This window comes from Mangrovimonas sp. DI 80 (genome assembly GCF_001975575.1).
GTDB classification, from domain to species: domain Bacteria; phylum Bacteroidota; class Bacteroidia; order Flavobacteriales; family Flavobacteriaceae; genus Mangrovimonas_A; species Mangrovimonas_A xylaniphaga.
Map to the genome: position 1 here is coordinate 505,223 of NZ_MSDT01000002.1, position 15,843 is coordinate 521,065.

14 protein-coding genes and 1 tRNA gene are annotated in these 15,843 nt (G+C 39.7%); 6 read left to right on the plus strand and 9 right to left on the minus strand.

Annotated elements, in window-relative coordinates; all coding sequences use genetic code 11:
* Positions 1–48 precede the first annotated feature (48 nt).
* The 7 genes from BKM32_RS02825 to BKM32_RS02855 all read right to left on the minus strand — a co-directional run bounded on the left by BKM32_RS02825 (position 49) and on the right by BKM32_RS02855 (position 7,990).
* Positions 49–1,503: a TolC family protein gene (locus BKM32_RS02825; RefSeq protein ID WP_076662453.1), complete on the minus strand. Its 1,455-nt coding sequence runs from the start codon at positions 1,501–1,503 to the stop codon at positions 49–51.
* On the minus strand, positions 1,493–4,735 hold the full coding sequence (locus tag BKM32_RS02830; protein ID WP_076662454.1) for an efflux RND transporter permease subunit: 3,243 nt from the start codon (positions 4,733–4,735) through the stop codon (positions 1,493–1,495). Before BKM32_RS02830 ends, BKM32_RS02825 begins: the two co-directional genes overlap by 11 nt.
* A 21-nt stretch (positions 4,736–4,756) precedes the next feature.
* On the minus strand, positions 4,757–5,839 hold the full coding sequence (locus BKM32_RS02835; RefSeq protein WP_076662455.1) for an efflux RND transporter periplasmic adaptor subunit: 1,083 nt from the start codon (positions 5,837–5,839) through the stop codon (positions 4,757–4,759).
* A 154-nt stretch (positions 5,840–5,993) separates the two neighbouring features.
* Positions 5,994–6,410 carry a hypothetical protein gene (locus tag BKM32_RS02840; RefSeq protein ID WP_076662456.1) on the minus strand — a complete coding sequence of 139 codons (417 nt, stop codon included), beginning with the start codon at positions 6,408–6,410 and terminating at the stop codon, positions 5,994–5,996.
* Positions 6,411–6,611: 201 nt separating this feature from the next.
* Positions 6,612–6,998, minus strand: a complete 387-nt coding sequence (locus BKM32_RS02845; protein WP_053976302.1) for a hypothetical protein — start codon at positions 6,996–6,998, stop codon at positions 6,612–6,614.
* Positions 6,999–7,302: 304 nt separating this feature from the next.
* Complete coding sequence (trxA, locus tag BKM32_RS02850; RefSeq protein WP_076662457.1) at positions 7,303–7,602, minus strand: thioredoxin; 300 nt, start codon at positions 7,600–7,602, stop codon at positions 7,303–7,305.
* Positions 7,592–7,990, minus strand: coding sequence for a DUF302 domain-containing protein (locus BKM32_RS02855; RefSeq protein ID WP_076662458.1), 399 nt, complete (start codon positions 7,988–7,990; stop codon positions 7,592–7,594). Before BKM32_RS02855 ends, trxA begins: the two co-directional genes overlap by 11 nt.
* A 158-nt stretch (positions 7,991–8,148) precedes the next feature.
* On the opposite strand from BKM32_RS02855, the gene BKM32_RS02860 reads away from it, so the two are divergent.
* From BKM32_RS02860 to BKM32_RS02870, 3 genes are all read left to right on the plus strand, one after another.
* Positions 8,149–8,556 (plus strand): gamma-glutamylcyclotransferase, encoded by a 408-nt coding sequence (locus BKM32_RS02860; RefSeq protein ID WP_076662459.1) that lies wholly within the window; start codon positions 8,149–8,151, stop codon positions 8,554–8,556.
* Positions 8,557–8,644: 88 nt separating this feature from the next.
* Positions 8,645–10,330 (plus strand): RluA family pseudouridine synthase, encoded by a 1,686-nt coding sequence (locus BKM32_RS02865; protein WP_076662460.1) that lies wholly within the window; start codon positions 8,645–8,647, stop codon positions 10,328–10,330.
* A gap of 56 nt (positions 10,331–10,386) precedes the next feature.
* Positions 10,387–10,581: an SdpI family protein gene (locus BKM32_RS02870; RefSeq protein ID WP_076662461.1), complete on the plus strand. Its 195-nt coding sequence runs from the start codon at positions 10,387–10,389 to the stop codon at positions 10,579–10,581.
* 170 nt (positions 10,582–10,751) lie between these two features.
* On the opposite strand, the gene BKM32_RS02875 is transcribed toward BKM32_RS02870, so the two are convergent.
* The gene (locus tag BKM32_RS02875; protein WP_123812051.1) at positions 10,752–11,207 is read right to left on the minus strand and encodes a hypothetical protein; all 456 of its coding nucleotides are present in this window, start codon (positions 11,205–11,207) and stop codon (positions 10,752–10,754) included.
* Positions 11,208–11,492: 285 nt separating this feature from the next.
* Here BKM32_RS02875 and BKM32_RS02880 point away from each other — a divergent pair, with 285 nt between their 5' ends.
* From BKM32_RS02880 to BKM32_RS02890, 3 genes are all read left to right on the plus strand, one after another.
* Positions 11,493–12,299: a response regulator transcription factor gene (locus BKM32_RS02880; protein WP_076662463.1), complete on the plus strand. Its 807-nt coding sequence runs from the start codon at positions 11,493–11,495 to the stop codon at positions 12,297–12,299.
* Positions 12,300–12,346: 47 nt separating this feature from the next.
* Positions 12,347–13,120: a DUF6090 family protein gene (locus BKM32_RS02885; RefSeq protein ID WP_076662464.1), complete on the plus strand. Its 774-nt coding sequence runs from the start codon at positions 12,347–12,349 to the stop codon at positions 13,118–13,120.
* Between the two features lie 260 nt (positions 13,121–13,380).
* Positions 13,381–15,585, plus strand: a complete 2,205-nt coding sequence (locus tag BKM32_RS02890) for a heavy metal translocating P-type ATPase (RefSeq protein ID WP_076662465.1) — start codon at positions 13,381–13,383, stop codon at positions 15,583–15,585.
* An 86-nt stretch (positions 15,586–15,671) separates the two neighbouring features.
* Here the strand turns inward: BKM32_RS02890 and BKM32_RS02895 are convergent.
* Positions 15,672–15,753, minus strand: a tRNA-Leu gene (locus tag BKM32_RS02895).
* Positions 15,754–15,843 lie beyond the last annotated feature (90 nt).

Sequence of the window (15,843 nt, forward strand, 5' to 3'; positions counted from 1 at the left end):
TACACATGGGGGTTCTCATCAACCAACCATAATCCCTATACCAAGGAATCAATTCCATCCGCCCCCGAGGGCTTTATACATTGTTACAAAAGCAGTCATTTGCTCTTTTTTGGTTTCTACCAATTCCATCTTCGACTCCAACGCATCCCTTTGGGTCAACAACACTTCCATATAGTCTGCTCTCGCCGACCTAAAGAGTTTATTAGTAATATCGATAGACTTTGTTAAAGCTTCAACCTGTTGCTCTTTCAAGTGGTAACTTTCTCTTAGATTATCAATCTTGGAAACACCATTGACCACTTCAATGTAGGCGCCCAAAATAGACTTCTCGTATTCAAAAATGGCCTGCACCTGCCTGTCATTGGCATTAAAATATTCCGCTTTAATAGCATTTCTATTGATAAGCGGAGCCACCATATCCCCTGCCAAAGTATACAGCAATGAGGTTGGGGTATTGAATAGATATTTTAAACTGAAAGCCTCCAAGCCAACACCAGCCCTAATAGTAAAGGAAGGGTAAAAATTAGCCTTGGCCACTTTGACATCCAATTTGGCCGCTGCCAATTCGTATTCCGCTTGACGGATATCGGGTCTATTGGCTAACAATTGCGATGGGACTCCCACAAAAATCGTGTCCATTTCTGTATCGATAAACCCTTCAGATTCGCGATTGACGTGTTGAGGCGATCTTCCTATCAAGAAATTGATTCGATTTTCGGTCTCTACCACTTCCTGTTTTACTGAATACAGTTCACTCTTGTTCTTGAAAACCTCAGCTTCCAAACGCTGAACCCCCAATTCGGTGGCCTTGGCTGCTTGCTTTTGAAGACGAATGGTCTTTAAAGCATCTTGCTGCAGTTGTAAGTTTTGAGTGATAATGGCCAATTTATTATCTAAAGCCTGAAGCTCATAATAGGATTCCGCCACTTCAGAAATAAGATTGGTCACCATAAAGTTCTTCCCTTCCACCGAAGACAAGTACTCCATGACTGCTGCTTTTTTGGAATTGCGTAACTTTTTCCACACATCCACTTCCCAAGAAGCAACAGCTGCTACTTGAAAGTTAGGCAACGGCTCTGGAAACTCTTCGCCAGGCCTGATATCCGTATTGGCATCGTTGGCACCTTGACTGGTATAACGTCCCACTTTTTCTACTTCACCAGCGGCTTGAATATCGACATAAGGTAAATACTCTCCTTTTCGAGCACGAATTTCATTCTTAGCCATATCCACTTTCATCAACATGATATTAAGCTCTTGATTATTCACCAAAGCCGTATCGATCAAAGCCGTTAAATAGTCGTCTTTGAAGAATTCCTTCCAATTGATCTTGGCAGAATTGCTCGTATCTACCACAACCTGCTCTAAGAAAGTTTCTGGCAATGCTGTGTTCTCATCCCTAACTTCCTTGGTGGGCACACAACTGCTAAAAGCGAACAGCACAAATCCCACAAGTGCTCCAATTTTGAAATTGATGGTTTTAAAAACTGATTTATTTCTCATTGTTTCCTTTCATTAGTTTTTTGATTTGTTTGTTCATCTCTTTCAGACGCTGCCTTAAAGCACTTTCTTCTTCACCACGTCTTACAAACTCTTCAGAAATTGGCTCTTGGTGCTCGTCCTTGATCAAGCTTCTTCCTTCTGCCATTTTTCCAAAAATGTAATACAGCCCCGGAATGACAACTACTCCAAAAAGAGTTCCTATTAACATACCTCCCAAAGAAGAGCCTCCAATGGTTCTATTTCCGATAGCCCCAGCACCAGTAGCAATTACCAAGGGCACCAATCCAGCTATAAAGGCAAACGATGTCATCAAAATAGGTCGGAACCTCATTTTGGCTCCTTCAATAGCCGCTTCCAAAACGGTAGCACCCTGCCTGTGCCTTTGCACCGCAAACTCCACAATAAGCACGGCGTTTTTACTTAGCAATCCAACTAGCATGATCATCCCGATTTGAGCATATACATCGTTGGAAAGCCCCATGGCCTTCAACATTAAAAACGATCCAAACACTCCAATTGGTAATGACAACAACACCGCCAACGGCAATAGGAAACTCTCATATTGAGCTGCCAATACAAAGTACACAAAGATCAACACCACGATGAAAACATAAAGAGCATCGTTACCGCGTTGCGCTTCGTCGTAGGAAAGACCTTCCCAAGCAATATCATACCCACGAGGCAAGGTTTGTTGCGCAACTTCTTGAATGGCCTTAATGGCATCATCACTAGTATAGCCTTTTGAAGGCAACCCTCGAATGGCTGCAGAATTGTACAAATTGTATCGGGTAATCTCGTTAGGTCCCAATTTCTTTTCCAACGTCATGAAAGAAGAATAGGGCACCATTTCGCCTTCTTCGTTTTTTACAAAAAGTTTTTCCAAATCGGTTGGCAAGCTACGGTACTCCGGAGCCGCTTGAGTATACACTTTGAAAAAGCGCCCAAACTTGATAAACCCTTGCTCGTAGGTACTACCAATTAGAATATTGAGATTTTCCATGGCATTCCCAATGGAAACCCCTTTTTGCATAGCCGCCTTATTATTGATCTTCAACTCATATTGTGGATAATTGGCCGCAAAGAAGGTAAACAAACCGCTCAACTCCTTACGCTGTCCCAAAGCTTCCAAAAACTCGTTGTTGATTCTTTCAAATTCATGATAATCGGTACCGTTGGTTTTATCTAATAATCTTAAGGAAAACCCTCCCGAGGACCCGAATCCTGGTACCGCAGGTGGTTCGAAGTATTCAATGACCGCTCCAAGATCCTTGCTTTCCTCTTCCAGTTCTTCCATGATCTCGTGTACCGAATGCTTACGATCCGACCAGGGCTTAAGGTTGATCAAACAGGTTCCTGCGTTGGAACCACGACCTTCGGTCATAATTTCATAACCTGCCAAAGAAGAAACCGATTCCACGCCTTCAATCTCTTCACACATCGCCTGAAGTTTTCTAGCGACATCATTAGTACGCTCCAAAGTAGCTCCTGGTGGCGTTTGAATGATGGCATAAATCATCCCTTGGTCTTCACTAGGAATAAATCCAGAAGGCACCACTTTATTCACCAATCCAGTCCCGATACAAAAAGCTATCAGCACTCCAAACGTAATCACCCTTCTATGAACAATAAGCTTCAGGAATCCTACATAGCGTCCCGTCAACCTTTCAAAAAGACGGTTAAAACTATCAATGAAACGGTTCATCAAAGACTTCTTTCTAGGCTGCCCATGATTGTTCTTTAAAATCATGGCACATAATACAGGCGTTAATGTCAAGGCCACTACAGCTGAAATTACAATAGCACCTGCCATGGTAATGGAGAACTGTCTGTAGAAGACTCCTACTGGCCCAGTCAAAAATGAAATAGGGATGAAAACCGAAACCATTACCAAGGTAATCGCAATAATAGCCCCTCCAATTTCACCCAATACTTTACTTGACGCTTGATAAGGTGTGAGATGTTCCTCTTCCATCTTTATATGGACGGCCTCCACAACCACAATGGCATCATCTACCACAATACCAATGGCCAATACCAAGGCGAAAAGAGTAATCAAGTTGATGGACAAGCCGAATATTTGCATCACAAAAAAGGCCCCCACCAAGGATACCGGAACGGCAATAATAGGGATTAAGGTAGAACGCCAGTCTCCCAAGAATATGAACACCACAATAGCCACCAAGATGAAAGCATCTCGAAGCGTGTGCAATACCTGTTCTATGGAAGCATCCAAGAAATTGGAAACGTCATAACTGATTTTATAATACACCCCTGGAGGCAAATCTTCCTTAAGTTCCTTTAATTTTTCCTTTACGGCCTTGATAACATCACTTCCGTTACTTCCGAAGGTCTGCTTCAACACTATGGAGGCAGAAGGCTCCCCATCGAGATTGGAATAGATATCGAAGAACTCACTCCCCAGTTCTACATCGGCAATGTCACCAAGGGTAATCATTTCCCCTTCGGAATTGGCTCTAACAATGATTTCCTTATACTCTTCAGGCTCGTTATAACGGTCACGATAGGTCAATACATACTCCAAGGATTGGGATTTTTTCCCCGAACTTCTACCAATACGCCCAGGCCGTGCCAAAATACTTTGGTCTTCCATAGCCTCAAGCACTTCTTCCGCAGAAATATTATAGGCACGCATACGATCTGGTTTCAACCAAACCCTCATGGCAAATTTACGGCTCCCTAAAATTTGGGCACTCGCAATCCCATTGATCCTTTGAATCTCCGGGACTATGCGGGTGTACGCATAATTGTAAAGAAACTTTTCATCTGTATTGTCCTTCTTGCTATAAAGGTTTACATACATCAACATACTAGGCTGAACCGGCGTAATAATCACCCCTTCCCTTTGCACCAATTCTGGCAAAAGCGGCATTACTTGGTCCACTCTGGTCTTGACCCGGACGACTGCATCGTTGGGATCGGTACCTGGATCGAAAACAATTCTTACCGTTCCTTCACCCGCACTGGTGGCATCGGAAGCAATATATCGCATTCCTTGCACTCCATTAATGGCGGTTTCCAAAGGAATCAAGGTTGACTTTACCAAAACGTCGGCACTCGACCCCGGATAGGCAATAAATATGTTAACGGTGGTTGGGGCAATTTGGGGAAATTGCGAAATAGGCAACTGCTTTATGGCCAATAACCCCAAAAAAACTATCATTACCGAAATGACAATAGCCAATACCGGTCTATGAATAAACTTTTTAAACATGATCTAAAATTTTTGGGATTATTATTCAGCGTAAACATCCAAATGGGCCAAAACCTCATCTGGTTGCTCTAGCTCATAGGTAATTTTCTGACTGTCCTTAACCAAACGGATGCCTTCCAAAAGAATGATATCCTTTTCATCAAGACCACCTTCAACCACAAACAAATGCGAAAGCTCTGCACCTACCTTGATTTCCTTTTGTCTAACAATGTGGTCCCGATCTACCACAAACACGTAACGTTTATCCAACACCTCAAAAGTAGCCTTCTGCGGAATCAACATGGCATGTTTTAAAGGCGTCGTCATCAAGACCGTTCCTGTTTCACCATGACGCAATATGCCATCAGGATTTTGAAAGGTCGCCCTAAAGGCAATATTTCCTGTTTCGTTATTGAATTCTCCTTCAATGGTTTCAACAACACCTTTTTGGTTGAATGTTTTATTGTTGGCCATTAACAAACGAACCTCTTTTTTATCGTCTTTGTTTTGACTCATGACATAATCCAAATACTCGGCTTCAGGCACATTGAAATATACCCACATCTGACTGTTGTCTGAAAGCGTTGTCAACAACTCGCCTTCTTCCAACATACTACCTTCCCGTACATGAAGGTGGTCCATAATCCCTTCAAAGGGCGCTTTAATATTGGTAAATCCCAAATGGGTTTCTGCCAAAGCTACTTCAGCCTTAGACTTTTCGTAATTGGCCTTTGCAAATGCCAATTCGTTTGGAGACACGATATCATTGTCTGCCAACAATTTGGTATTTTGGTATTCAATAGAAGCAGCCTCACTTTCGGCCTTTGCCTTTTGAAGCTCTGCTTGGTAGATATTCGGCATGATCTGGAACATCATTTGTCCCTTTTTCACCTTTTGACCTTCATCTACTCTGATGTCTTGCAGGTAGCCCTTTTCCATGGCTCTGATCTCGATATTTCGAATAGAATGCACCTGACAGACATATTCCTTGGTAATGGAAGTGTCCCTATACACAGGATTGGTTACCTGAAAGGTCCGTTCTTCGTGCTTTTCTTCCTTGTGCGAGTTACAACCTACACTACATACCATGGCCAATAGACCAACGTAAATTGGGAATCTCTTCATAATAATTTTTGTTTGTATAAAGCTCCTTGGCTTTATGTTTGAATAGTTTGAAAAAAGTATGAATTGAAATAGGCAATATGTCCGCTAAAAGGTCTAGATCCTTAGGACACATTACAGAAGTTAGGCAATACTAAATTGCCTTAATACGTAAAAATCAAATCCTGAAAACTTGGTACAGGACGGATATTTTTTGGGATGGTAAATGCACATGGCACTTACTAAAAGGTAGGTGTTTCTTCTTTTCCAGAAGAATGAAGCCAGTGGCTATGGCAAAACAAATAGCCGCAAAGTAGTAGCCTTGGCTTTCTAGAAGTTTATCAAAATCGTAAAGGTGAGCACTTTCTTCTTCAGGTTCCGCAATGGAAACTTCCAATAGTGGAGTTTCCTTTTCGGAATTGGACCATCCCTTGGTAACGAATGCTCCTTCCTGATGTTGTTGCTCGATAGTTTGAGATTGATTAGCAACAATTTCTCCTTGCCCATTCACCGTAAGATTGGCATAGGCTTGGCCGTACCCAAACACGAGTACCGCACATACAAATAAAAGATATTTGAGGAATGTTCTAATCATTTGGGAGGCAAAACTAAAAGAAGCGAAGAACCCAAACAAATTTTAAACATTAAATATTTGCAAAAAAGTATTGCTTTTATGAATTCCCTTATTTTAGATAATTGAATTTAATAATACTGAAAAAAGTACCAACCCTAAAACAATAAATCGCAAACACTTATCAATCGAAGACCAAACACAAGCAACAAACGCACAAAGAAATCAGGAAGCCTCTCCTTCCAATTCTGCCATTTTCTTACCAACATGGGTAATTACCTCATTGTATTCCTTAGTAGGACTAAAATCAATGAACTTGACATTTTCCTGAACTATGGCCGTGTGACCTGCAGGCAAATAAAATACATCGCCTTCTTGTAACAAGTCTTCTTTCCCATCGTCATAAAGCACCAAAAGTGCCCCTTCAATAATGTATCCCCAATGTGGGCAATGGCAACTGTTGTTGTCCAAGCCATCTAAAAGCGGTGTAAAGTCGGTTCCGGCTGGTAACTCATTATAACAAGCGGTCATTGCTCCAAAATCGGCCTGAGCACGCATAATCGCATCTGGAGACTGCATGGTAGTGGGGATGTTTTCCTTGTTGATTTTCATGACCCTATGATTTAATTATCAGAAAGTTACGAAAAAATATACTCGTTTTAACAGTGCAAATACGACAGTTATCCACAGGCAAATTTTCAAACCCCATAAAACCATCTGTTAACATTTCACCACTAAAGTTAAGCATTCCTTAACCCAAAAAACCCTTCATTTCACTCATGAATAAGTTTCTTTGCGACTCTTTAACTGGATAACTATCGATGGAGCCTGCCTTTTGTATAGCTCCTTAAAACATCGATGAACTTGAGATGAAAGGCGTGGTTTCAGCTCCCACGCCTTTTTTTATTTCACTTTATTAAGAATTTGATTTGATCACCTGAATAATATCTTCCTTCTGAAGCACTCCAGATTGTCGCCAAACCTGTTGCCCATTTTTAAAAAGCAACATTGTAGGCACACCCCTAACCTGATACTTGGCTGCCAAGGCATTATTCTTATCCACATCTATTTTTACAATCTTAACGGAGTCTCCTAGACTTTCCTTGACTTGTTTCAAAATAGGCGCCAACATTTTACATGGCCCGCACCAATCTGCAAAAAAATCTACCAATACAGGGGTATCGGCATTGACAATATCATTAAAACTACGCTTCATTGTTAAGGTTTTTAATCACATTTTCTAATTTGGAACTCACTTCTTGGGCAACATCCTTCAAGGTGTCGTTACCCACGGCCTGCATAGACACCATTGGGTTGATACAAGAAACTTCCATTTGGTTAGGACCAAGCTCCTGAACAATAAAGTTACAGGGCAACATGGTTCCTATTTTATTCTCTGCCTGAAGTGCCTTATAGGCAAATGGCGGATTACAAGCGCCCAAAATTTTATATTTCTTGATATCCACATCCAACTTATTTTTCAAAGTTTGCTTCATATCTATTTCAGTGAGTATACCAAAACCTTCTTGTTTCAATAAAGCAGTTACTTTATCTATGGTCTCATCAAAAGTTCCTGTTGTGTTTGTTGAAAAATAGTAACTCATATTTTTATCGATTGATTTACAGTTATTTAAAATACAAAGTTAAGAAAACCCAACTTTTTTATCGTGACCTAGGTTACAGTATTTGAACAGAAAATTACACTAAGTCAAACCCAATTTTTTATATTTTTAAAAATCTAAAAGGCAACATTCTTATAAGCATGACTCCCTTAGAAAAAGATCATTTATTTGTTTATGGTACTTTATTAAAAGATACAGGACACGAGATGTCCCGCTTTTTACTGGAACATGCGCAATTGACAGGCGATGGTTATTTTTACGGTAAACTGTTTAAGGTAGACAATTATCCAGGAGCTATTTTAAGTGACGATTCCAAAGATAAAGTCTACGGAAGCATTTACCAGCTTAGCAATACCATTTGTGTTTTTGAAGTTTTGGATAGTTACGAAGGCATCGATCCCAGTTCCACAGAACCGGATCTCTACAAACGTATAAAAGTTAACACTTATTTAAAAGATGGCAGCGCACTGCTATCCTGGGTGTATATTTACAATTTAGACACAGAGCACCTAGAACAGATCCACTCCGGAAACTACTTGACTCCCTAAAAATCACACTTGCAAGCCTTAGCCTCCCTTAACGACAAAGCTAACATTCATTATTATTTCGTTTCTTTGCGGCACTTTTTCAGAAGCTATGCAACATTTTGGCGACACATTGATACATCCCTTAAAGGCGGATTCGGGAGTAGACTTACCGGAAAAATTCACATTTCCATTTTACTACCAACCCCATCCATTATGCATTCAGGCAGCACAGGATTTGCAAATCTATTTGGAAAACCAAACCGATTTTGAGCATAATTTTGGTTTAGCTCCAGAAATGCAAGGCTTGGTTATTGGAAAAATGTTTGGAGTGATGGTCGTTAAAAACCAACAGGACGAATTGGCTTATCTAGCAGCCTTTTCTGGAAAATTGGCCGAAAGTAATCACCTTAAAGGCTTTGTTCCAACCGTATACGACACCTTAAACAAAGAAGGTTTTTACAAAAAAGGAGAAGCTCAGCTTAATGAACTCAACAAAACCATTGAAACCCTTGAAAGCGCCGACGAATTACGAATGGCCAAAGAACAGCTAGCTGATAGTAAAAGAAACGCAGAAAAAGGACTTTCAGACTTTAAGGCCATGATGAAGGCCAAAAAGAAAGAACGCAACAAACAACGAGATGAAGCCAAAGAAGTTTTAAGCGACAGTGAATTTCAAGCCCTTTTTGAAAGGTTGAAAACAGAAAGTATCGGGTATCAAATCCAGCTAAAACAACTAAAACAACATTGCGAAACCGCCATAAAAGATGCCGAGTTGAACTTAGCCAAAGTCACAGCGCCCATAATCGAGCTAAAAGAACAGCGCGCATCACAATCGGCTTATCTACAAAAGCGACTTCATGAACAGTACCGCTTTTTAAATGCCGAAGGTCTTTCAAAAGATTTATTGGACATTTTCAAAGACACATCTTCCCCTGCTCCCCCTGCAGGATCGGGAGAATGTGCCGCTCCTAAATTGTTTCAATACGCCTATGAAAACCAATTGCAACCTATTGCCATGGCAGAATTTTGGTGGGGTGCCTCGCCAAAATCTGAAGTGCGCAAACACAAACAGTTCTATCCTTCTTGCCGCAGCAAGTGCGAACCCATTTTGGGCCATATGATGCAAGGCTTAAACGTGGAAGACAATCCCATTGAACAATCCATAACCTATGACAAGGAATTGGACATTGTATTCGAAGACGAGCATCTTTTATTAGTGAACAAGCCACACGAATTTTTGTCAGTTCCAGGGAAGACCCAAAACGAATCGGTATTGACAAAAATGAAACAATACCTCCCAAAAGCAAAAGGTCCGCTGTTAGTACATCGTTTGGACATGTCTACTTCTGGTCTGTTATTGGTAGCTAAAAACGAGCGCACCCACAAATTACTGCAAAGACAGTTTATAGAACGTACCGTAAAAAAACGCTATGTCGCCCTTTTGGACGGCGAATTAGCAACCACCGAAGGCACCATAGATTTACCATTACGCGTTGATTTGGACAACAGACCTCAACAGTTAGTTTGCTACGACCACGGAAAGCCTGCCAAAACACAGTATGAAGTAGTGTCTGTAGAAAACGGGAAAACCCGTATTCATTTCTATCCAATTACGGGACGCACCCACCAACTACGCGTCCATGCAGCGCACAGCAAAGGGCTGCAAGTTCCAATCGTAGGCGATGATTTGTACGGCACCAAAACCGATAGATTACACCTTCATGCCGAACGCTTAACGTTTACGCACCCTGTTTCCAAAGAGGTCATGACCATCATTTGCGAAGCGCCTTTTTAAAGTAAAGGCATTACTTACTTTTTGAAAAAATTGTATTTTAGACAAAAAAGTTTCAGATGCCAGTAGACAATCCTTTATTTCTAATTCCGGCCAGCTCAGGAACCATTTTTGTGTTACTTGGCTTGATCATGCTTAAGTTTCCTCCCAAAACCATCAACCCTATTTACGGTTACAAAACTGGCAGTTCCATGAAAAATCAGGAACGCTGGGATTTGCGTTCGAACCGACACATAAAACAGCTAATGCCCTAGGCAGCGCTGCGCTAATTGTCTCAATAATTGCCATTCTACTAAAAGTAGAACATGCTATCAAGCGAAAGTTTGGGAAAAGTTAAAAAAGGAATTCCCAAATTGCTCAATCAAAATAACACAAAACAAAAAACCACCTTAAATAGGTGGTTCTTAAAAATTATCAACAACTCTTATTTTGTTTCTATTAAAGGCATGGCCGTCTGTAGCTCATTATCTATAGACGTTTGAACGTAGAGTTCAAATTGGACAAACTTAGCCGCTGTTTTTGCTCCAAATTCCTTCTCATACTTTTTATAATATTTCCACAGGATTTTATCGCTCTGGTCTCTAATGGAAAATGTTTCTTTAACTATTTCCGACGCCTGTTCGTCCGTGAAGGTTCCATATTGGTAAGCATATTTTTTCAACAGGGCAATCCGTCTATTGGCCAAATCCTTTCGTTCTTCGGTATAATCATTATAGATTTCCCAAAACTTGGCACTTTGTGATGTTTCCAAATCCAAAAATTCGCCAAGAGCCATTTTCTTTTCAGAATTGAACAAATCTTTAAAGGCTTCCATTTCTGCATTCTGCGCAAAACTTTGGAAACCAAACAAAAGCATTACAATTAAAATAATCTTTTTCATCGCTTGTTATGTTTTTAGTTATCTCGATTAGTCTCACGAAGTTATTGCTTTCTTATTAAAAAAACAAAGAAACCAAACACGTAACATAATGAATACCAATTGATAACAAAAAACAAAACAAAAACTAAAACAGTCCACATTTAAATATTCATCCAATTTATGCCCTTCTTTAGCCTTCAAACTGCATTTTGTCGATGAAATTTAATCTTCATCTATAATAATTGTTGCAACTAGCTTATCTCTATAATTTAAATACACCCAGTAAGCTAAAACAATTTAAATGAAATGGAAACCAACAACCAACCAGCCACCATTATAAACTTTTGGAAAGAAAATTACACCAAAAACATTGCCCTTGATGATACCTTCCGAAATTCGGAGCAACTCATTAAAATTGCCAATATTTTTACTCCCGGAGCCAGCTACTATTACATACTCAACCTTAAAACCTTAACCATAGATTACATTTCCCCCAGCGTTGAGAAAATTTTAGGCATCCCACCTGAAGAAGTCACCATGGAAAAAATGCTTGAAAAAGTTCAAGAATGCGAATTCCAAAAAATCCTAAAAAAGGAGCAGACCATACAGGACTTCTTCTTCCGGTTTTTACCAAAAGGGGACATTCTTTCTTATAAAATTATTTTTACTTACAATCGGGTTGATCAATCAGAGCAAATAAAAACCATGATGGTCCAAACTTCAATCATAGCTCTAAGCGAAGAAATACTTCCCAAACATATTATTAGTATCCATACCGACATTAGTCACCTAAAAGTAAAATCAACAAATGAAGTATCCTTCATCCATTTGGATGGGGAAAAGTCCTATTATAATATTTGTAGCCAATCGGGGTGCTTTTGCCCCAACAACTCTATTGACAAGAAAAAGGACTGGATAGAATGCATCACCAAACGCGAAAAGGAAATCATACAGCATTTGGCAAAAGGGGAAAGCACCAAAACCATTGCCAATTTGTTACACATCTCTGCCGAAACTGTAAAAACCCACAGAAGGAATATTGCCTTAAAGTCTGGCGCCAGTAATACTGTAGAATTGATTAGCCAGTGCATCAATGCCGGAATGATAGTTTAAATAAATTTATAGATGCACTATTTTCCTGAAAAAGACAAAGTTCTGAAATGATAAATTTCTTTAGAAAAATTAGACAACAGCTACTATCGGATGGTAAAACTGGAAAGTATTTCAAATATGCTACTGGAGAAATAATATTAGTTGTAATTGGTATTTTGATTGCTGTAAAAGTTAATGGATGGGTCAATACCTCAAAATTAAAAAAGGCCAACAGAGTGTACTTGGAAAAGATGATAAACGAACTTGAGCTTAATAAAAAACGTATGTCAATGCTCTCCAATCACGAACTTACCGAAGAAAGCCTCTATATTGGATTGGAACAGGCTATAAAAAACTGTGACTCTTTACTAAAAAAAACCTATAGCGGACTAGAAGAAGATGATATACTCTTTTATATTAATAATCCAATTTCAGCTGGGGGCTCTTATTTAAACTTGTATAGAAGTGTTTATGATGAACTATTAAATACTGGAAAGTTGTACACCATAGGTTCAGAATCTATTGAAACAGCTATTAAGAATTATTATTTACGTTGCGAACGGGAAGATTTATATAACAAAGCCAATACTGAATCCATTAAAGAGGGCTTTCGTTTAATGGAAAACTCTTTAACCAAGTTAATTCAAGATTACGTTCGGGATAACCAAAATTTTAATATCTCCAACTACCCATGGTATTTTGACAAAAAAAGCAATGAATACCAAAATCTTCAAATTGCTTTAGGAAAAATTCTAAGAGGACAAAAAACCAACCTAATTAAAATTCAACAAATACACCAATTTTCAGATTCATTAATTGTGAATATCAATAAAGAACTGTAGTGAATACTATTTTCGGAAGAACAGACACGCTACAACACCATGTATAATTCATGACTTCAAATTTTCCTCACGGAAAACCCTCGCAATTTTACCATTTTGTTTTCTTAACCTGATTACCAACTAAAAGCAACTAACTATTTACCAACAATATATAATCGCTCTAAACCAAAATTAAAGTAAATTTACCCTATAACTATCAGTTATAAAACGGCTCTCCGCCTTTGCAAAAAAAACGACCCAATAGCATTGATATTTTAATTATGCCAAAGCTACATATTGAAATAAAAGAAATTAGACATGCTAGAAAGGCTCGTAGAATTGAGCAAATTTTAAGAAAGAAAATTGACGTCAATTTTGTGTCTGTTTCAGCTTCGGGAATTGTCCAATTAGAATGGGATAACAAAAATAGTCAGACCAATCAATCCTCCATCATCCAATCCATAGAGAAATTGGGGTTTAAAATCGGGCAGATTCATAGTGACTTCATAAAAAATGAATCGACTGAGCATCACGAAATTTCATCAAAACTGCTATTCTTTGGTGAAAACACCGAATTATATTTTGCTATAATGAGCGGTGTACTCTGGCTATTTGGGTTGGTCATTTCCCTGTTTTTTAATACTGCCCAAAGTATACCCACCTCCCTTTTTGTTATCAGTTGTTTTTGGGGTGGATTTTTCACTTTTATCACCGCAGGAAGAGATTTGTTGAAAGGACATTTTGAAATAGATTTTCTCATGCTTTTTGCTGCAATAGGGGCAGCGGCATTGGGCAAATGGGGCGAAGGGGCGTTACTCCTATTTTTGTTCAGTTTGGGTCATGCCTTGGAACACTATGCCATGAAGAAAGCTAGAAAATCTATCCAAGCCCTCTCCGATTTAACACCTCCCGTAGCTTTGGTCAAAAGAGATAAAGAAGTGGCAGAAGTAAAGGTTGAACAATTAATGATAGGAGATATTATCGTGGTCAAGCCCAACACCAAAATTGCAGCCGATGGTATAATAACAAAAGGAACAAGTGCCGTCAACCAAGCCCCAATTACAGGGGAAAGTCTCCCTATTGACAAACGTCCAAGCCTACAATGGATAAATGAAAATGACATAAATAAGTTAACGCCTGAAAATCGAGTGTTTGCCGGCACCATAAATGGCAGTGGTGTCTTGGAAGTGAAAGTTCTAAAGCAAGCAAAAGACAGTACCCTATCTAGATTGATCACTTTAGTAAAAGAAGCCGAAACTCAAAAATCCCCAACACAGCATTTAACAGACAAGTTTGAAAAGTATTATGTACCCATAGTTTTAATTGTGGTGGTTTTACTATTACTTGCGTTTTTAATCATTAACGAAACCTTTCAGCAAAGTTTTTACAGGGCCGTGTCAGTATTAATTGCCGCTTCTCCATGCGCGCTAGCCATCTCCACACCAAGTGCAGTTTTGGCAGGAATAGCAAGAGCTGCTCGACAAGGCGTTTTGATAAAAGGTGGGCGACCATTAGAAGACTTAGGCGCACTGAGTGCCATTGCTTTTGATAAAACAGGAACTTTAACGGAAGGCAAACCTAAACTGACCAACGCCATTCCTTATGGAAAAACAACCAAGGAACACCTATTGAAGGCTGCCATTGCCGTGGAGGCATTGAGCGACCATCCATTGGCTGCAGCTATTGTTGAAGGTGGAAAGAAAGAATTGGGAGCAACTGACATTTCCGAAGCTGAAAATTTACAAGCCTTGGTAGCAAGAGGCATTAAGGCCTTTTGGGTAGGTTCCGTTATTCATATAGGAAATAGGCGGCTCTTAACAGAAGTCACAGGTAAAGAAATCCCATCTGAAATTGACCGAAAAATGACGAAGCTCGAGTCCGAGGGACATACCGCCATGATTGTTCATCAAGACAAAAACTATTTAGGGATCATATCAGTGATGGACGTGGCACGCCCAGAAGCCATAGCGACACTTTCAGCCTTAAAGGAACTTGGCATTAAAAGAATGATAATGTTAACAGGAGACAATCAAAAGGTTGCGGATGCCATTGCCAAAAACATAGGTATTACCGATCCTTTAGGTAGCCTGCTTCCAGAAGATAAAGTAACGGCCATTGAAAAATTAAAAGAGGAAGAAAAAGGCAGTGTCGCTATGGTGGGAGACGGTGTCAACGACGCGCCTGCCATGGCCAAAAGCACGGTAGGAATCGCAATGGGAGCGGCTGGTTCAGACGTGGCTTTGGAAACTGCCGATATTGCTTTAATGGCAGATAAACTGAACAACCTCCCTTTCGCCATTGGACTTAGTCGAAAAGCGAAGAAAATTATAAAGCAAAACCTGATTATAAGCCTAGGAATGGTTGCAATTCTTGTACCATTAACAATACTGGGCATGGTTGACCTTGGTCCTGCCGTTATAGGTCATGAAGGCTCAACATTAGTGGTCGTTCTAAATGCCTTACGGTTGTTGAAGTATGAAATTTAAATCGGTTTAAACAAAAGAAGGCAGGCAGGTTATAACAAAGACTAAAAACACAAAACCCGATTAATCTAAGATTAACCGGGTCTTTGTACCTTGGGTGGGAATCGAACCCACACTTCCGAAGAAACTGGATTTTGAATCCAGCGCGTCTACCAATTCCGCCACCAAGGCTTGAAATCGGATTGCAAAATTATAAATTATTTTCATTCTCACAAGAAAAATTTGCAACTTTTATTCTTTTAGACTTAAAATAAATTCCTA